The 17,638-nt window shown below is 73.2% G+C and carries 14 protein-coding genes; 10 read left to right on the forward strand and 4 right to left on the reverse strand.

What is annotated here, in order from left to right; genetic code table 11:
- Window positions 1–46: 46 nt before the first annotated feature.
- From ACFQ9Z_RS06600 to ACFQ9Z_RS06610, 3 genes are all read left to right on the forward strand, one after another.
- Window positions 47–607 carry an SAV_6107 family HEPN domain-containing protein gene (locus ACFQ9Z_RS06600; RefSeq protein WP_383011687.1) on the forward strand — a complete coding sequence of 187 codons (561 nt, stop codon included), beginning with the start codon at window positions 47–49 and terminating at the stop codon, window positions 605–607.
- Window positions 608–786: 179 nt separating this feature from the next.
- The gene (locus tag ACFQ9Z_RS06605) at window positions 787–1,557 is read left to right on the forward strand and encodes a methyltransferase (protein WP_383011690.1); all 771 of its coding nucleotides are present in this window, start codon (window positions 787–789) and stop codon (window positions 1,555–1,557) included.
- Between the two features lie 276 nt (window positions 1,558–1,833).
- Entirely contained in the window at window positions 1,834–2,220 is a 387-nt protein-coding gene (locus ACFQ9Z_RS06610) for a DUF3040 domain-containing protein (protein ID WP_383011695.1), read from the forward strand.
- A 240-nt stretch (window positions 2,221–2,460) separates the two neighbouring features.
- On the opposite strand, the gene ACFQ9Z_RS06615 is transcribed toward ACFQ9Z_RS06610, so the two are convergent.
- The 4 genes from ACFQ9Z_RS06615 to ACFQ9Z_RS06630 all read right to left on the reverse strand — a co-directional run bounded on the left by ACFQ9Z_RS06615 (window position 2,461) and on the right by ACFQ9Z_RS06630 (window position 8,065).
- On the reverse strand, window positions 2,461–4,851 hold the full coding sequence (locus ACFQ9Z_RS06615; RefSeq protein ID WP_383011698.1) for a DUF3488 and DUF4129 domain-containing transglutaminase family protein: 2,391 nt from the start codon (window positions 4,849–4,851) through the stop codon (window positions 2,461–2,463).
- Entirely contained in the window at window positions 4,851–6,209 is a 1,359-nt protein-coding gene (locus ACFQ9Z_RS06620; RefSeq protein ID WP_383011701.1) for a DUF58 domain-containing protein, read from the reverse strand. Before ACFQ9Z_RS06620 ends, ACFQ9Z_RS06615 begins: the two co-directional genes overlap by 1 nt.
- Complete coding sequence (locus ACFQ9Z_RS06625; protein ID WP_383011704.1) at window positions 6,209–7,249, reverse strand: AAA family ATPase; 1,041 nt, start codon at window positions 7,247–7,249, stop codon at window positions 6,209–6,211. The genes ACFQ9Z_RS06620 and ACFQ9Z_RS06625 overlap by 1 nt, the downstream gene beginning before the upstream one ends.
- A 267-nt stretch (window positions 7,250–7,516) precedes the next feature.
- Complete coding sequence (locus ACFQ9Z_RS06630) at window positions 7,517–8,065, reverse strand: beta-class carbonic anhydrase (RefSeq protein WP_383011707.1); 549 nt, start codon at window positions 8,063–8,065, stop codon at window positions 7,517–7,519.
- Window positions 8,066–8,449: 384 nt separating this feature from the next.
- On the opposite strand from ACFQ9Z_RS06630, the gene rsmH reads away from it, so the two are divergent.
- The 7 genes from rsmH to murD all read left to right on the forward strand — a co-directional run bounded on the left by rsmH (window position 8,450) and on the right by murD (window position 17,624).
- Complete coding sequence (gene rsmH, locus ACFQ9Z_RS06635; RefSeq protein WP_383011712.1) at window positions 8,450–9,406, forward strand: 16S rRNA (cytosine(1402)-N(4))-methyltransferase RsmH; 957 nt, start codon at window positions 8,450–8,452, stop codon at window positions 9,404–9,406.
- Between the two features lie 63 nt (window positions 9,407–9,469).
- Window positions 9,470–10,036 (forward strand): septum formation initiator family protein, encoded by a 567-nt coding sequence (locus tag ACFQ9Z_RS06640; RefSeq protein ID WP_383011715.1) that lies wholly within the window; start codon window positions 9,470–9,472, stop codon window positions 10,034–10,036.
- Between the two features lie 5 nt (window positions 10,037–10,041).
- Window positions 10,042–12,045 (forward strand): peptidoglycan D,D-transpeptidase FtsI family protein, encoded by a 2,004-nt coding sequence (locus ACFQ9Z_RS06645; RefSeq protein ID WP_383011718.1) that lies wholly within the window; start codon window positions 10,042–10,044, stop codon window positions 12,043–12,045.
- 165 nt (window positions 12,046–12,210) lie between these two features.
- Window positions 12,211–13,728: a UDP-N-acetylmuramoyl-L-alanyl-D-glutamate--2,6-diaminopimelate ligase gene (locus ACFQ9Z_RS06650; protein WP_383011861.1), complete on the forward strand. Its 1,518-nt coding sequence runs from the start codon at window positions 12,211–12,213 to the stop codon at window positions 13,726–13,728.
- 4 nt (window positions 13,729–13,732) lie between these two features.
- Window positions 13,733–15,139, forward strand: coding sequence for a UDP-N-acetylmuramoyl-tripeptide--D-alanyl-D-alanine ligase (gene murF / locus ACFQ9Z_RS06655; protein ID WP_383011721.1), 1,407 nt, complete (start codon window positions 13,733–13,735; stop codon window positions 15,137–15,139).
- Complete coding sequence (gene mraY / locus ACFQ9Z_RS06660) at window positions 15,139–16,209, forward strand: phospho-N-acetylmuramoyl-pentapeptide-transferase (protein WP_383011864.1); 1,071 nt, start codon at window positions 15,139–15,141, stop codon at window positions 16,207–16,209. Before murF ends, mraY begins: the two co-directional genes overlap by 1 nt.
- Window positions 16,191–17,624 carry a UDP-N-acetylmuramoyl-L-alanine--D-glutamate ligase gene (gene murD, locus ACFQ9Z_RS06665; protein ID WP_383011726.1) on the forward strand — a complete coding sequence of 478 codons (1,434 nt, stop codon included), beginning with the start codon at window positions 16,191–16,193 and terminating at the stop codon, window positions 17,622–17,624. The genes mraY and murD overlap by 19 nt, the downstream gene beginning before the upstream one ends.
- The last annotated feature ends 14 nt before the right edge of the window (window positions 17,625–17,638 follow it).

Below are 17,638 nucleotides of genomic sequence, written 5' to 3' on the forward strand. Positions count from 1 at the left end.
GGGCACATACGGCATCCGTGCCGTCACAGACGACAGGAGGTTCGTCATGGCCAACCAGTCCGCAGCCGCCCACCGGCGCCGCGCCACCGGCCCTGCCCCCTCACTGACCGGCCCTGCGAGCGACGTGCACCCCGTGCTCCGCCGGGCCACGGCCCCGCCCGCCGCCCTCGACCTGCTCGCCCAGGCCCGTGCCGGACTCGAGGAGGCCGGCCGGCTCGCCACGCCCAACGAGCGCTACGCGACCGCACACCTCGCAGCCCTGCGCACCGCCGCCGCGGTGCTCGCGGCCCGGGGCCGTCCCGAGACCTCGCCCCGCCGCCGGGCCCGGATCCGCAGCGCCTGGGAGGTGCTGCCCGAGATAGCCCCCGAACTCGCCGAGTGGAGCGCGCTCTTCGCCTCCGGCGCCGCCCGCCGGGCCCGCGCCGAGGCGGGCATCCAGGGCGCGGCGGGACAGCGGGACGCCGACGACCTGATACGCGACGTGGCGATGTTCCTCCGCCTCGTCGAGCGGATGCTGGTGCTCCAGCCCGTACTGCCCCAGCCCCGTCACGACCCGGAGGAGCCACCGGGCCCACCGGTCCGCGAAGACCTCCCGGACGCGGGCTGACCTCGGCCGTCCGCCCTGCGAGACGGACTCGGCCCGCCCCACCGCGATGAGTGGGCAGAGCGGCGGAGGCAATAGGGTGGAGATGCCTGAGGCCTTCCCTCCACCCGCGTCCGGGCCGGGGAGGCACCCCGTTCGCGCCGCCGGCAACAAGGCGGTGCCGCGCCGAGGAGTCAACTGCCGTGTCGGACCCGATGCGCCCCCGTTCCTCCCTCCGTACCGCAGTGGTCTGGGAGGTCCTCCAGGACGCCCTCGACCGCCGGGTCAAGGCCACGGGGCGGGAATCGCTGGACGTCCTCGACACCGGGGGCGGCAGCGGCAACTTCGCCGTGCCCCTGGCCGGCCTCGGCCACCGGGTGACCGTCGTCGACCCAAGCCCCAACGCGCTGTTCGCGCTCGAACGCCGCGCCGCCGAGGCCGGTGTCGCCGACCGGGTCCGGGGCGTCCAGGGCGACGCCCACGGCCTGTTCGACGTGGTCGAGCGCGGCGGCCACGACGTGGTGCTGTGCCACGGCGTCCTCGAGTACGTCGACGACCCGGCCGAGGGCGTGCGCAACGCGGTGGCCGCACTGCGCCCCGAGGGCGTCCTCAGCCTGCTCGCCGCCGGCCTCGGCGGCGCCGTGCTCGCCCGCGCCCTTGCCGGCCACTTCAAGGAGGCCAAGCAGGCGCTCCAGGATCCCGAGGGCCGCTGGGGGACCGGCGACCCCGTGCCGCGCCGCTTCACCGCGGAGCAGCTCACCGCGCTGGTGGAGGGCGCGGGCCTGCGGATCGGCGCCGTGCACGGCGTACGGGTCTTCGCCGACCTCGTGCCCGGCGTCCTGGTGGATACCGAACCCGGGGCCATGGACGCCCTGCTGAAGCTCGAGGCGGCGGCGGCCGAACTGCCCGCGTTCCACTCGGTCGCCACCCAGCTCCACGTGCTCGGTGAGACCAGGGGGTCCGCCGAGGCCTGAGCGCTCCCGGTGACCCGCCGCTGATCAGGGGCTCGGCGGCGGATGGAGTACGCCACAAGCCACCCGATCGAGCGGTTTGCGCCGTATGATCGAGGTACGCCGTCCGGCATGACGGGTCGGCCGCCGGGGAATGGAAGCCTCAGTGAGCCGGGACGGCCAGGATGGATTCCGGTTGGCCAATTGGCGCAGAGGGGCGGGTTTCACGGGGGCGATTCCCTGCCTATCCTGAAGGGACCCCCCGGGTCGCCCCGGCGACTGCACGATGAGGAGGACTCCGTGCCGCTCTCGGAGCACGAGCAGCGCATGCTCGAGCAGATGGAGCGAGCGCTGTACGCCGAAGATCCCAAGTTCGCGTCGGCGCTTGAGGGAAGTGGGCTGCGGACGTACACCCGGCGGCGGGTCTACCAGGCGGTCGTGGGCTTCCTCGTGGGTATCGCGCTCCTCATGGCCGGAATGGTCGCACAGCAGATCTGGGTCAGCGTGGTGGGCTTCCTCGTGATGCTGGGCTGCGCCGTGCTGGCCGTCACCGGCTGGCGCAAGGCCCCCAAGCCGGGCGAGCGGCCCGCGGGCGCCCCGCGCCGCCAGGTACGGCAGAAGCGCTCCATGATGGAGCGCATCGAGCAGCGCTGGCAGCGCCGCCGCGACGAGCAGCAGGGGCACTAGGGCTTCACCGGTCGGACCGGGCCGGGCACCGACGGCAGCGGCCGACATCGGACATCCGTGAGGGGTGACCACCAGCCGGTGGTCACCCCTCACGCGTGCCCTGGAGCGCCCGACGGCTTCGGTGCTCTGCGGCTCCGGGGCCTGGGGGCTTCGGTGCTCCGCGGCCCCAGAGTCCGGCGGCTTCAGAGCTCGGCGGTTCCTGAGCCCCGCGGCTTCAGCGCCCCGTGCCCCGGGGCCGTCTCAGCCCCGCTGTCCGGACGGCCGGCGCCATCCCGGCCGGGCGGCCACCACGCGCTCCCTGAGCGCCGCCCACCGGTCCGACGCCGCCCACAGCACCCGCGCCGCCGACCGCGGTGCGAACCGCGCCCGCAGCCTCGTCCGCCGGCGCACACCGCCGTTCAGGGCGGCGACCACCCGGCGCACGTCCTCGGCTAGGCCCGCCGCCGGTCGCGGCCGGGGCGCGTACAGCACCTGCTCCACCGCGTCCGCCACCCGGTGCACCGCGGCCCCGGCGGCCGCGTCGAGACGGCCCAGCCGCACGATCCGCGCCGCCGCGCTGCGCGGGGTCAGCGACTCGTCCGGCAGGATGCCCAGGTCCCATGCGCTGTCGGTCAGCTCCTGCCAGGCCGACAGCGCGTGGGCGGCGGCGCCCTCCTCGGTCCGGGCGTGCCCGCCGAGCCGTACGGCCCGCAACCGCGCCCGCCACAGCAGCGGCAGGAACGGCACCGCCAGCACGGCCAGGACACCGAGCCCGATCAGGGCGAGCCACAGCAGGTCCCAGCCGCTGCCGCCACCGCCGGGACGCGCGACCGCCGCGGCCGGGCTGTCGCACGCCTCCAGCTTGCGCAACTGCGCCGAGCAGCTCTCGCTCGGCGAGGCCGCCGCCGAGGGCGCCTGGGACGCCCCGCGCGACGGCAGGGCCTCGTCCGGCTGCGAGGTGCCCGGCGTGTCCGACTGGGTGTAGGACGGCACGGTGCCCCGGGTCGGGGTCGGTTCGAAACGGGTCCAGCCCACGCCCTCGAAGTACAGCTCGGGCCAGGCGTGCGCGTCCTTCAGGGACACCGAGACCGAGCCGTCCGCCTGCGGGGTGCCGGGCGCGAAGCCCACCGCGACCCGCGCCGGGATGCCCAGCGTGCGGGCCATCGCCGCCATCGCGAAGGAGAAGTGCACGCAGAAGCCCTGCTTCTTCCGCAGGAAGCTCGCGATCGCGTCCGGACCCTGGCCGACCTCGACCTCGGTGTCGTACTGGAAGCCGCCGTTCACCGCGAACCAGTCCTGGAGCTTGACCGCCTCGTCGTAGGGGCTGGAGGAGCCCGCGGTGATCTCCTGGGCGGTTCTGGCCACCACCCTCGGCAGCCTGGACGGCACCCTGGTGTACTCGCGCCGCAGGGTCGCGGGCGCCGGGGGCGCGGCGGCCAGCTCGGCGGCGGTCGGCCGCACTTCGAGGCTGCGCACCTCGTAGACCTCGCCGCGGGTGTTCTGGCCGTGGTCGCCGACGAGCGACATGCCGACCGGCTCGTACCGCCAGTTCCCGCTGATGCTCACCCTGCTCGGCGGGTACGGCATCGGCAGCCAGTCCTGGGCGTACCAGTCCGCCGCGCTGATCCTGGTCCGCACCGTGGTGCGCTTGACGTCCGCGTCCAGGCCGGCGGGCGCCGGGAGGACGTCCGGCACCGCGACGATGTGCCGCTGGGACGGCTTCCAGGTGGTGCCGTCGAAGTCGTCCAGGGACACGATCCGCAGGTACATGTCCGACAGGTCGCCCGCCGTGGTCCGCAGCGACAGCACCTGGCGGTCGTTGTCCACGTTCAGGCTGTCGCGCAGCGACACCAGCGGGTTGACCGCGGAGATCGTGCCGCCTCCGCCCTTGCCCGCGCCGACGCCGGTCCCCGTCGCGTCCAGCAGCCCGCCCTGGATGGAGAACAGGGGGATGGCCGGCACCAGCACGGCCACGCCGAGCGCCACAGCGCCGAGCCGGCGCCCGGTGCGCACCGGCGCCACCGCCCCGCTCTCCGCGAGGCCCGGCTCACCGGGGGCGCCCCCGAAGACGCGGCCCCACTGGGCCAGCCGGTCCCGGCTCTCGGCGAGCAGCAGCACCAGATAGCCGGCCGCCGCGAACAGGAACGCCAGCCAGTCGCTGCCGCTGTCGGAGAGCCCGGCTGCCACCGAGTACAGCGCGAGCAGCGGCAGCCCGGCCGGGGCGGCGCTGCGGAAGGTCACCGCCAGGGTGTCGACCAGCAGCCCGATCACCAGGACTCCGCCGATCAGCATCAGTTCGATGCCGTCGGTGAGCGGCGCCGGTATCGCGTACCGGCTGACGTCGTCCGAGCCCTGCTGGAGCAGCTCGCCGAAGTAGCGGAACGCGTCCGGGCCCGGGATCAGCCCGGCGAGCGCCTGCCGCCGGGCGAAGACCAGGGTCAGCAGCATCAGCGTGACCAGGGCCTGCGCGGCCACGGTCAGCGGCCGAGCCAGCGGCACCCGCCGGGCCGCCGCGCCCACCCCGGTCTGCACGGCGACCAGCAGCACCGTCGTGAACAGCCACGTCGGCTGGTCGACCAGGGGCAGCAGCGAGCACGCCGTCATCAGCGTGGCCGCGGCGGCGCACAGGGCCAGCCGGGCCCGCCCGCTCATCACAGTGCCTCCCCGCCGACGCCGGTCAGGCCCGCGCCGTCCCCGTCCGCCTGCCGCCACAACTCGTCCAGCGACGCCCCGCGCGGCACGCCCACCGCCGTCCAGCCCGCCTCGCGCAGCATGTGCAGCCGCTGCTGGTGCCGGTCGCCCGGAGCCAGCACGTCGGCCGGCTCCCGCACCCACGCGTCCGGGTCCAGCACGAAGGCCACCGCGCCGCCGCTGCGCTGCCGCATCCCGGCGACCACCGCGGCCTGCTCCTCGTCCAGGTCGCCCAGGAAGGCCACCAGCAGCCCCTCGTTCCCGCCGCGCAGCGAGTCGTGCGCCCGGGACAGGCCCGTGCCGTCGGAGTGGTCGATCACCGCGAGGGTGTCCATCATCAGCCCGGCCGCGTCCGCGCCGTCCGGGCCGGTGCCCGCGAAGCCGTCGGCCCCCTCACCGGGCACCGAGGTGCCGCCGTCCGTCAGCAGCCGCACCGAGAACCCCCGTTCGAGCAGGTGCACCAGGACCGAAGCGGCAGCGGAGACGGCCCACTCGAACGCCGAGTCGGGACCGGCGCCCTCGTAGCCGATCGCCCGGGTGTCCAGCAGCACCGTGCAGCGCGAGCGCCGCGGCTGCTCCTCGCGGCGCACCATCAGCTGGCCGTAGCGCGCGGTGGAGCGCCAGTGGACCCGGCGCAGGTCGTCCCCGTACCGGTAGCCGCGCGGGATCACGTCGTCCTCGCCGGCCAGGGCCAGCGACCGCTGCCGGCCGTCGCCGTACCCCTTCGCCTCGCCGCTGAAGCGGACCGGTGTCAGGGGCTCGGTGCGCGGTATGACGGTCAGCGTGTCGTACGTCGAGAAGGACCGCGTCAGCTCGCACATCCCGAACGGGTCGGTCAGGCGCAACTGCAGCGGGCCCAGCGGATAGCGGCCGCGCAGGTCGGAGCGGACCCGGTAGGACACCTCGCGGCGCCCGCCCGGCTCCACCCGGTCCAGCACGAAACGGGGCCGGGGCCCGAGGACGTAGGGCACCCGGTCCTGGAGCATCAGCAGGCCGGTGGGCAGCCGGGAGACGTTGTCCATCCGCAGGTGCACGCGCGCCTCGCCGGCGGCGGGCACCCGTGCGGGGGAGAGTCGGCGGCTGCCGGCCACCCGGTAGCGCGTGCGGTACAGCACAGCCGCGCAGAGCAGGGGCAGCACCGCCAGCAGCAGCCCGACCCGCAGCAGATCGCTCTGGCCCAGCACATAGGCGCAGACCGCGGCCGCGATCCCGGCCGCGAGGAAGGAGCGCCCACGCGTGGTCAGCCCCGCCAGGGCGGTGCGGACGCCGCCCGCCTCACCGCGGTCGGCCTCCACCCGCCCCGTCCCCCCGGTGCTCATCACAGACCCCGGGGGGGCTGCTGGGGATAGGCGGGCATGGTCCGGCCCAGCGAGCCGAAGCCGCCGTGCTGTCGCGGCGAGGCGGGCACGGCGGTGCCCTGCAGGATCTCCAGCACCACCTGTTCGGCCGTGCGCCGGTTGAGCTGGGCCTGCGCGGTGGGCAGCAGCCGGTGGGCGAGCACGGCGACGGCGAGGTCCTGCAGGTCGTCCGGGAGTGCGTAGTCCCGGCCGGCGAGGGCGGCGGACGCCTTGGCGGCGCGCAGCAGGTGCAGGGTCGCGCGCGGGGAGGCGCCGAGTCTGAGGTCGGGGTGGCTGCGAGTGGCCGCGACCAGCTCCACCGCGTACCGGCGCACCGCCTCGGAGACGTGCACCCCGCGCACGGCCTCGATCAGCTTCACGATCTCGTGCGCGTGCGCCACCGGCTGCAGGTCCTCGAGCGGGCTCACCCCGCCGTGCACGTCGAGCATCTGCAGCTCCGCCTCGACGCTCGGGTAGCCGACCGAGACCCGGGCCATGAAGCGGTCGCGCTGGGCCTCGGGCAGCGGGTAGGTGCCCTCCATCTCGACCGGGTTCTGCGTGGCCACCACCATGAAGGGGCTGGGCAGTTCGTAGGTCTGCCCGTCGATGGTGACCTGCCGTTCCTCCATGGACTCCAGCAGCGCCGACTGCGTCTTCGGCGAGGCGCGGTTGATCTCGTCGCCGATCACGATCTGCGCGAAGACGGCGCCCGGCTTGAACTCGAAGTCCCGGCGCTGCTGGTCCCAGATGGACACACCGGTGATGTCCGAGGGCAGCAGGTCGGGCGTGAACTGGATACGCCGCACCGAGCAGTCGATGGACCGCGCCAGCGCCTTGGCCAGCATCGTCTTGCCCACGCCCGGGACATCCTCGATCAGCAGGTGTCCCTCGGCGAGCAGTACGGTCAGCGAAAGCCGTACGACCTCGGGCTTGCCCTCGATCACACCCTCCACCGAACTGCGGACACGCTCCACAGTGGCGGTCAGATCAGTGAGGCTCGCTCGATCGTCATAGGTCGTCACCCGGCCCTCCTCGGCCCGTTCTTACTCGGGCCGACGCTCTGCGCTGCGAAACCGGCCCACCCCGAAACACGGGCCCCGCGCCGGAACAGTTCCGTGCGACGCCACACCCCGCATTCTTGCCGCCGTTACCGATTCGTGTCACCGGCTGTGGACAACTGCCCGCACCATGTCGGTCCCACGGCCTCTCCGGCTGCCGTTTTCCCGAGGCGCGGCGGCACGAGCGGTGCCCACGCGGGGCGGGGGTGTTCGTGGCGGGCCGGGCCCCCGTCAGGCGGGGTGGATCTCGCGCAGTCGTCCGGTCTTGACGTCGAACACGAAACCGCGCACGTCGTCGGTGTGCAGCAGGAACGGCGAGGTCCGCACGCGCTGCATCGACTGCCGCACGTCCTGGTCGACGTCCCGGAAGGCCTCCACCGCCCACGCCGGACGCTGGCCCACCTCGAGCTCCAGGTCGTGCCGGAACTCCTCGGTGATGGTCTCCATGCCGCACCCGGTGTGGTGGATGAGCACCACGCTGCGGGTGCCGAGCGCGCGCTGGCTGATGGTCAGGGACCGGATCACGTCGTCGGTGACGACCCCGCCCGCGTTGCGGATCGTGTGGCAGTCACCGAGCTGCAGGCCGAGGGCCTTGTGCAGGTCGAGGCGGGCGTCCATGCAGGCCACCACGGCGACGCGCAGGACGGGGCGGGCGTCCATGCCGGGGTCGGTGAACTCGGCCGCGTACCGTTCGTTGGCCGCGACGAGACGGTCCGTGACGGTGCCGTCACCCGCTATGGTTCCGTTGGATCCGGTGTGAGCGTCTGCAGAAGTCGTCATACCCAAGACCGTACTGGTCATCCCCGGTCCAGGCCCGCTGTGCAGAGCGGACAAAGAACGCCATTGTGGCTTGTTGTGAGCGACTCCACACGTAGCGCGAACCGTAAGCGCACCCGGTCGGGCGACGCGCAGGCCGGTTGATTGACCGCGAGACACGGTGGACTAAAGTGACGCGAAGCGGGAGGCGCGGTCCTCCCTGCTGGTGAATTCCCCGGAGACCCCGGCCCTCACCCGGACCGTCTCCCCACGTGCGCGGCGCGTACGTACGGCTCGGCCTCCTCCCGCTCCCGGCCGGCTGACGCTTCCGGCGCCGGCGGGCCTCCCCTTCACGGAGCGGGCGGGGACCCGGCGGTGCGTACGGCCCGCCGGAAACGAGAGGCCCCCTTGAGCCAGAGTCGACACGTCCCGGTGATGCTCCAGCGGTGCCTGGACCTGCTGGCGCCCGCCCTGGAGCGGCCGGGAGCGGTGGTCGTCGACTGCACCCTCGGCCTCGGCGGCCACAGCGAGGCGCTGCTGAGCCGGTTCCCCGGGGCCCGGCTGATCGGCCTCGACCGGGACAAGGAGGCGTTGCGCCTGTCGGGTGAGCGCCTGGCGCCGTACGGGGACCGGGCCACGCTCGTGCACGCGGTGTACGACGAGCTGCCCGAGGTCCTCGACCGGCTCGGCACCCCGCGCGTGCAGGGCGTGCTGTTCGACCTCGGCGTGTCCTCCATGCAGCTCGACGAGGCCGGCCGCGGCTTCGCCTACGCCCAGGACGCCCCGCTCGACATGCGCATGGACCAGACGGCCGGCATCAGCGCCGCCGAGGTCCTCAACACCTACCCGCCGGGCGAGCTGGTGCGGATCCTGCGCGCGTACGGCGAGGAGAAGCAGGCCAAGCGGATCGTCTCGGCGATCGTCCGGGAGCGCGAGAAGGAGCCGTTCGACAACAGCGCGCGGCTCGTCGAGCTGATCCGGGACGCGCTGCCGCAGGCCGCCAAGCGCACCGGCGGCAACCCGGCCAAGCGCACCTTCCAGGCCCTGCGCATCGAGGTCAACGGCGAGCTGTCCGTCCTGGAACGGGCGGTCCCGGCGGCGGTCGGGGCCCTCGCGGTCGGCGGACGCGTCGCCGTGCTGTCGTACCACTCCCTGGAGGACCGGCTGGTCAAGCAGGTCCTCGCGGCCGGCGCCGCCTCCACCGCGCCGCCCGGGCTGCCCGTCGTGCCCGAGCGCTACCAGCCCCGGCTCAAGCTGCTCACGCGCGGTGCCGAACTGCCCACCGAGGAAGAGGTCGCCGAGAACCGCCGGGCCGCCCCGGCCCGGCTGCGCGGCGCCGAGCGCATCAGGGAGGACGCCGAGTGAGCGGATCGGGTCGGTTGGGCTCCCGGACTCACCTCTCGGCGCCCCGGAGCCACCGGAGGCCCAGTGAGTAGGAAACCCGAACTGAGGGGGAGGGCCGCCCGGCTCGCCCGGCTCCTGCCGGCCGGCCGCGCCCGCGCGGCCCGCGCCCCGTTCGTCCTGCTCGTCGTCCTGCTGCTAGGCGGCGGCCTCATCGGGCTGCTGGTGCTGAACTCCGCGCTCAGCGAAGGCTCGTTCCGGCTCGACGCCCTGCGCAAGCAGACGAAGAACCTCACCGACGAGGAACAGGCGCTCCAGCGGGACATCGACGGCTACTCGTCCCCCGACGCCCTCCAGCGCCGGGCCCGCGAACTCGGCATGGTCCCCGGCGGCGACCCGGCCTTCCTCGATCCCGGAGGCACCGTGAAGGGCGTGCCCGGCGCCGCGAGCCCCGAGCCGGCCGCCGTCACCGGCCCGGCGGCCCCGGAGACCGTCGTCCCGTCCGCCCCGGCGCAGTCCGCCGGCGCCCCCACGTCCAGCGCCGCTCCGGCGCCCACCCCCGCGGCCCACGCCCCGGAGACCACCGCCCCGGCCGCCGCGGTCGCACCGCTCTCCACCCTCCAGCCCGCCCCCACCCCGACCTCCGGCAGGTGACGGAAGTGTCCGACAGGGAACCGCCGCGCCGTCGCGTGCCCGGCCCCGCGAAGCCTTCCCCGGGGCACCGGCCCCGACCGGACCGGGCGGAACCCCGCCGGGAGCGGGGCGCCGTCCGGCGGCAGCCCGGGCCCGGCGCCCGCCCGGCCCGCAGGCCCGCCGGGGCCCGGCCCATGCCCCCGCCGCCGCTCCGGCTCGGCCGGCCGAGGCCCCGGCTGCGCATGGTGGGCCTCGCCCTCACCCTGGTGATGAGCGCCTTCGTGGTGCGGCTGCTCCAGGTCCAGGCCGTCGACGCGCACGCGTACGCCGCCAAGGCCCAGGAGAACCGCTACGTCGTGCACACCCTGGCCGCCGACCGCGGCGGGATCACCGACCGCAACGGCGTGGCCCTCGCCATCAGCGAGGACGCGTACGACATCACGGCCGACCCCACCATGTTCAACCGCAAGCAGCTCAAGATCGGCGACGGGCCCGAGCAGGCCGCCGCCCTGCTCGCGCCGATCCTCGGCCAGAACCAGGACACGATCGTCCGCAAGCTGCGGCCGGCGAACCCGCTCTCCCGCTACGCCAAGCTGGCCGTGCGCCAGACCCCGCAGGTCTGGAAGCAGATCAAGGACCTGAAGGCGGCCCTCGCCAAGAAGGCCGGCGCCGACGGCCGGACGCCCAACGTGCTGGCCGGCGTCTTCGCCGACCCCAGCAGCCAGCGGGTGTATCCCAACGGCGACCTCGCCGCCGGGATACTGGGCTGGGTCAACGCCGAGGGCCGGGGCGGCGGCGGCATCGAGCAGGAGCTGGACAAGCAGCTCGCCGGCAAGGACGGCAAGATCCGCTACGCCCAGTCCGGCGGCCGCGAGGTGCCCACCGCGGGCTCGAACGAGACCCCCGCGGTGCCCGGGAGCGACGTCGAGCTCACCATCGACCGCGACATCCAGTGGGCCGCGCAGAACGCCATCTCCGAGCAGGTGAGGAAGTCCAGGGCGGACCGCGGTTACGTCATCGTCCAGGACACCCGCACCGGCCAGATCCTGGCCATGGCCAACTCACCCGGTTTCGACCCGAACAACCTGTCCGAGGCCGACGCCGAGGCCATGGGCAACGCGGCCGTCCAGGACGCCTTCGAGCCCGGCTCCACCGCCAAGGTGATGTCCATGGCGGCCGTGCTGGAGGAGAACGCGGCCACGCCGCTCACCCATGTCGTCGTCCCCAACCGGCTGCACCGCGGCGACCGGCTGTTCCAGGACGACGTCGACCACGCCACCTGGTACCTCACCCTCAACGGCGTGCTCGCCAAGTCCAGCAACATCGGCACGATCCTCGCCACCGGCCAGCTGGGCAAGTCGCAGCCCGAGGCGAACAAGGTGCTCTACTCCTACCTGCGCAAGTTCGGCATCGGCCGGCCCACCGGGCTCGGCTTCCCCGGCGAGACCAAGGGCATCCTCGCCCAGCCCGGCAACTGGTCGACCTCGCAGCAGTACACGATCCCTTTCGGCCAGGGTTTCTCGCTCAGCGCCATGCAGGCCGCCTCCGTGTACTCGACGATCGCCAACGGCGGTGTCCGCGTCGAGCCGACCCTGGTGCGCGGCACCCGGGGCGCCGACGGCCGCTTCACGCCCGCCGCCGAGCCCGCCAAGACCCGTGTGGTCAGCGCGAAGACGGCCAGGAGCGTCGCCCAGATGCTGGAGTCCGTGGTGGACGACGAGCAGGGCACCGGCATCAAGGCCCGTATCCCCGGGTACCGGGTGGCAGGCAAGACCGGCACGGCGAACCGAGTGGATCCGGCCACCGGCAGGTACCGCGGATACACCTCCTCGTTCGCCGGGTTCGCCCCCGCGGACAAGCCGCGTATCACCGTGTACTGCGCCATCCAGAACGCCACGTCGGGCAGCTACTTCGGCGGCCAGATCTGCGGCCCCGTGTACAAGCAGGTGATGGAGTTCGCCCTGAAGACGCTGCAGGTACCGCCGACCGGAGCGAAGGCCGCGAACCTGCCCGTCGACTACAAGCCCTGATCAGCACCTCGGAAAGACCAGGAACCACTCGTGACAACGATCACCCCCGAGCCCGGGAACCAGGGCACCCAGCAGCCCTCGCTTGGCTCCGGAGCCGGTGCGCCCGGTACGCTCACCGCCGTGCCACACGCTGATCAGTCCCACACCACCCAGAAGGGCGCTTCCGTGACATATCCGGGACCGCCGCGACCGGTTCAGGTCTCCGCCACACCCCTCGCGGAGCTGGCCGATCAGCTGGGTGCCGCCGCCGAGGGCGCCGCCGAGGTCACGGGCATCACCCATGACTCGCGCGCCGTCCGGCCCGGCGACCTGTACGCCGCCCTGCCGGGCGCCCGCCTGCACGGCGCCGACTTCGTCACCCAGGCCGCTGGCCTGGGCGCGGTCGCCGTGCTGACCGACCCGACGGGCGCCGAGCGCGCCGCCGCGACCGGCCTGCCGGTCCTGGTCGTCGACGACCCGCGCGCGAGGATGGGCGAACTGGCGACCACGATCTACGGCCACCCGGGCCGCGATCTGCTCCAGATCGGCATCACCGGCACCTCGGGCAAGACCACCACCGCCTACCTGGTCGAGGGCGGTCTGAAGACCACCCGCACCACGGGCCTGATCGGCACCGTCGAGATGCGCGTCGGCGACGAGCGCATCAAATCCGAGCGCACCACCCCCGAAGCCACCGACCTGCAGGCCCTGTTCGCGGTCATGCGCGAACGCGGCGTCGAGGCCGTCGCGATGGAGGTCTCCAGCCACGCCCTGGTCCTCGGCCGGGTCGACGGCTGCGTCTTCGACATCGCCGTCTTCACCAACCTCAGCCCGGAACACATGGAGTTCCACTCCGACATGGAGGACTACTTCCGGGCCAAGGCACAGCTCTTCACGCCCCTGCGCAGCAGGCTCGGGGTCGTCAACACCGACGACGAGTACGGCCGCCGGCTCGCCCGGGAGGCCACCGTCCCGGTCGTCACCTACTCCGCCGAGGGCCACCCGGACGCCGACTGGCGCGCGCAGGACGTCCAGGTCGGGCCCATGGATTCGACGTTCACCGTGCTCGGCCCGGACGGCGAGCGGGTGCAGGCCAGGTCGCCGCTGCCCGGCCCGTTCAACGTGGCCAACACCCTCGCCGCCATCGTCGCCCTCGCGGTGGCCGGCCTCGACCCGCAGGACGCCGCCGACGGCATCGCCGCCGTGCCGGGGGTGCCCGGCCGCCTGGAGCGGGTCGACGCCGGGCAGGCCTACCTCGCCGTCGTCGACTACGCCCACAAGACCGACGCGGTCGAGTCGGTCCTCAAGGCGCTGCGCAAGGTCACCAAGGGCCGCCTGCACGTCGTCCTCGGCTGCGGCGGCGACCGTGACCAGACCAAGCGCGCCCCGATGGGCGCCGCCGTGGCCCGGCTCGCCGACACGGCCGTACTGACCTCGGACAACCCCCGCTCCGAGGACCCGCTGGCCATCCTCGCGGCCATGCTCCAGGGCGCGGCCTCCGTGCCGGCCCACGAGCGCGGCGAGGTGCTCCTGTTCGAGGACCGGGCCGCCGCCATCGCCGCCACCGTCGCCCGGGCGCACGCCGGGGACACCGTGCTGGTCGCGGGCAAGGGCCACGAGCAGGGCCAGGACATCGCCGGAGTGGTCCGTCCCTTCGACGACCGCCAGGTGCTTCGCGAAGCTATCCAGAAGACCCAGGGATGAACTTGTGATCGCCCTCTCCCTCGCCGAGATCGCTGAAGTCGTCGGCGGGCAGACGCACGACATACCGGATCCGTCCGTCCAGGTCACCGGGCCGGTGGTCCGGGACTCCCGAGAGGTGGTGCCGGGCAGCCTCTTCGTCGCCTTCGTCGGCGAGCGCGCCGACGGCCACGACTACGCGCAGGCGGTCGTCGGGGCGGGAGCCGTGGCCGTACTGGCCTCCCGGCCCGTCGGCGTGCCGGCGATCGTGGTCGAGGACGTGCAGTCCGCCCTCGGCGCCCTCGCCCGCCACGTCGTGCACCGGCTCGGCGCGACCCTCGTCGCCCTGACCGGGTCCGCCGGCAAGACCAGCACCAAGGACCTCATCGCCCAGGTGCTGCGGCGCAAGGCGCCGACCGTGTTCACGCCCGGCTCGCTCAACAACGAGATCGGGCTGCCCCTGACCGCGCTCAGCGCCACCGCCGAAACCCGTTTCCTGGTACTGGAGATGGGCGCCCGCGGCATCGGGCACATCCGCTACCTCACCGGCCTCACCCCGCCGCGGATCGGCCTGGTGCTCAACGTGGGCAGCGCCCACATCGGCGAGTTCGGCGGCCGTGAGCAGATCGCCCAGGCCAAGGGCGAACTCGTGGAGGCGCTCCCGGAGGACGGCGCGGCCGTCCTCAACGCCGACGACCCGCTGGTGCGGGCCATGGCCTCCCGTACCAAGGCGAAGGTGGTCCTTTTCGGAGAGTCGGCCGAAGCGGACGTACGCGCCGAGAACGTGCGACTCACGGACAGCGGACAGCCCGCCTTCAGGCTTCACACACCCTCCGGTGCAAGCGATGTGACCATGCGCCTGTACGGTGAGCACCACGTGTCGAACGCGCTCGCCGCGGCCGCCGTCGCCCATGAGCTGGGCATGTCCGCAGCTGAGATCGCCACCGCGCTCTCCGAGGCGGGCTCCCTCTCCCGCTGGCGCATGGAGGTCACCGAGCGCCCGGACGGCGTGACCATCGTCAACGATGCCTACAACGCCAACCCCGAGTCCATGCGGGCCGCCCTCAGGGCGCTCGCGGCCATGGGCAAGGGGCGCCGTACGTGGGCGGTGCTCGGCAAGATGGCCGAGCTGGGGGACGAGGCGCTCGCCGAGCACGACGCCGTCGGACGGCTCGCCGTCCGGCTCAACGTCAGCAAGCTCGTCGCGGTCGGGGGGATTGAGGCCTCCTGGCTGCAACTGGGCGCATATAACGAGGGTTCGTGGGGTGAGGAGTCGGTGCACGTGTCCGACGCACAGGCGGCGGTCGACCTGTTGCGCAGCGAGTTGCGCCCGGGGGACGTCGTGCTCGTGAAGGCGTCCCGTTCGGTGGGGCTCGAGGGCGTCGCCCAGGCGCTGCTCGAGACCGGCGCCGAGGGTGAGGTTGCCGCCCGATGATGAAGCAGATCCTGTTCTCAGGAGTCATTGGCCTCTTCCTGACGCTGGTCGGCACCCCGCTGCTGATCAAGCTTCTCGCCCGCAAGGGCTACGGCCAGTACATCCGTGACGACGGCCCGCGCGAGCACGCCAGCAAGCGCGGTACGCCGACCATGGGCGGCATCGCCTTCATCCTGGCGACCATCGCCGCGTACTTCCTGAGCAAGCTCATCACCGGCTACCCCCCCACCTACTCCGGCCTGCTGGTCCTCGGCCTGATGTCCGGCATGGGCCTGGTCGGCTTCCTCGACGACTACATCAAGATCGTCAAGCGGCGGTCGCTCGGCCTGCGGGCCAAGGCCAAGATGGCCGGCCAGCTCATCGTCGGCATCGCCTTCGCGGTGCTGTCGCTGATGTTCGCGGACGCCCGCGGCAACACCCCGGCGTCCACGAAGCTGTCCTTCATCACCGACTTCGGCTGGAGCATCGGCCCGGTGCTGTTCGTCGTCTGGGCGCTGTTCATGATCCTGGCGATGTCCAACGGCGTGAATCTCACCGACGGCCTCGACGGCCTGGCCACCGGCGCCTCCGTGCTCGTCTTCGGCGCCTACACGTTCATCGGCGTCTGGCAGTTCCAGGAGTCCTGCGCCAACGCGGTCACCCTCACCAACCCGGGCGCCTGCTACGAGGTGCGCGACCCGCTGGACCTCGCCGTGGTCGCCTCCGCGCTGATGGGCGCCTGCCTGGGCTTCCTGTGGTGGAACACCTCGCCGGCCAAGATCTTCATGGGCGACACCGGTTCGCTCGCCCTCGGTGGCGTCCTCACCGGCCTGGCCATCCTCTCTCGCACCGAGCTGCTGGTGGCCATCATGGGCGGCCTGTTCGTCCTCATCACCATGTCGGTCGTCATCCAGGTCGGGTCCTTCCGGCTGACCGGTAAGCGCGTCTTCCGGATGGCGCCGCTCCAGCACCACTTCGAACTCAAGGGCTGGTCCGAGGTCCTGGTGGTGGTCCGCTTCTGGATCATCCAAGGCATCTGTGTGATCGTCGGACTGGGCCTCTTCTACGCGGGATGGGCAGCGGACAAGTGACCTCCTCGGCGCCTTCTGAATTCCAGGGCAAGCACGTCACCGTCGCCGGGCTCGGCGTCTCCGGCGTCCCGGCGGCCAGGGCGCTGCACGCGCGCGGTGCGGTCGTCACGGTCGTCAACGACGGCGACGACGCACGGGCGCGTGAGCAGGCCGCGGAGCTGGAGGCGCTCGGCGTCACCGTGCGCCTCGGCGACGGCGCCACCCTGCCGGAGGGCACCGAGCTGATCGTCACCGCGCCCGGCTGGAAGCCGGACAAGCCGCTGTTCCTCGCCGCCCGGGAGGCCGGAGTGCCGGTCTGGGGCGACGTGGAGCTGGCCTGGCGCCTCAGGGGGCCCGACGCGGCGCCCTGGCTGGCCGTGACCGGCACCAACGGCAAGACCACGACGGTGCAGATGCTCGCCTCGATCCTGACGGCCGCGGGCCTGCGCACAGCGGCCGTGGGCAACATCGGCGTCTCCCTGCTGGACGCGGTCCTCGGCGAGGAGCGGTACGACGTCCTCGCCGTGGAGCTGTCCAGCTACCAGCTCCACTGGGCGCCCTCCCTGCGCGCCCACTCCGCGGCCGTCCTCAACCTCGCCCCCGACCACCTCGACTGGCACGGCTCCATGGAGGCCTATGCGGCCGACAAGGGCCGTATCTACGAGGGCAATCGGGTCGCCTGCGTCTACAACGTGGCCGACAAGCTCACCGAGGACCTGGTGCGCGAGGCCGACGTCGAGGAGGGCTGCCGGGCCGTCGGCTTCACACTCGGCACGCCCGGGCCCTCCCAACTCGGCGTCGTGGAAGGCATCCTGGTCGACCGCGCCTTCGTGGAGAACCGGCAGACGAGCGCGCAGGAGCTGGCCGAGGTCTCGGACGTCGACCCGCCGGCCCCGCACAACATCGCCAACGCCCTTGCCGCCGCCGCCCTGGCGCGCGCGTTCGGCGTGCCCGCCACCGCCGTCCGTGACGGGCTGCGTGCCTTCCGGCCGGACGCGCACCGCATCGCGCACGTCGCGGACATCGACGGGGTGGCGTACGTGGACGACTCCAAGGCCACCAACACCCACGCCACGGAAGCCTCGTTGGCGTCATATGAGTCGATCGTATGGATTGCGGGTGGTCTGGCGAAGGGGGCCACGTTCGACGAACTGGTCGCCAAGTCGGCGAAGCGGCTGCGCGGGGCCGTCCTGATCGGCGCCGATCGCGCCCTGATCCGCGAGGCGCTGGCGCGACACGCCCCGGAAGTACCCGTCGTCGACCTCGAACGGACCGACACTGGGGCGATGCTCCAGGCGGTGACGGAGGCGAAGCGGCTGGCCAGGCCCGGCGACACGGTGCTGCTGGCCCCGGCCTGCGCTTCCATGGACATGTTCACCAACTACAACCAGCGCGGTGACGCGTTCGCGGCTGCGGTCCGCGAACTCGGCGCCTGACCCGGCCGCCCGCC

Source organism: Streptomyces sp. NPDC056580 (assembly GCF_042793175.1).
In the GTDB taxonomy this organism is placed as follows: domain Bacteria; phylum Actinomycetota; class Actinomycetes; order Streptomycetales; family Streptomycetaceae; genus Streptomyces.

Coding starts and splice junctions, on each gene's coding strand:
- ACFQ9Z_RS06600 (WP_383011687.1), top strand. CDS start 47: ATGGCCAACCAGTCCGCAGCCGCCCACCGGCGCCGCGCCACCGGCCCT.
- ACFQ9Z_RS06615 (WP_383011698.1), bottom strand. CDS start 4,851: ATGAGCGGGCGGGCCCGGCTGGCCCTGTGCGCCGCCGCGGCCACGCTG.
- ACFQ9Z_RS06620 (WP_383011701.1), bottom strand. CDS start 6,209: ATGAGCACCGGGGGGACGGGGCGGGTGGAGGCCGACCGCGGTGAGGCG.
- ACFQ9Z_RS06630 (WP_383011707.1), bottom strand. CDS start 8,065: ATGACGACTTCTGCAGACGCTCACACCGGATCCAACGGAACCATAGCG.
- mraY (WP_383011864.1), top strand. CDS start 15,139: ATGAAGCAGATCCTGTTCTCAGGAGTCATTGGCCTCTTCCTGACGCTG.
- murD (WP_383011726.1), top strand. CDS start 16,191: ATGGGCAGCGGACAAGTGACCTCCTCGGCGCCTTCTGAATTCCAGGGC.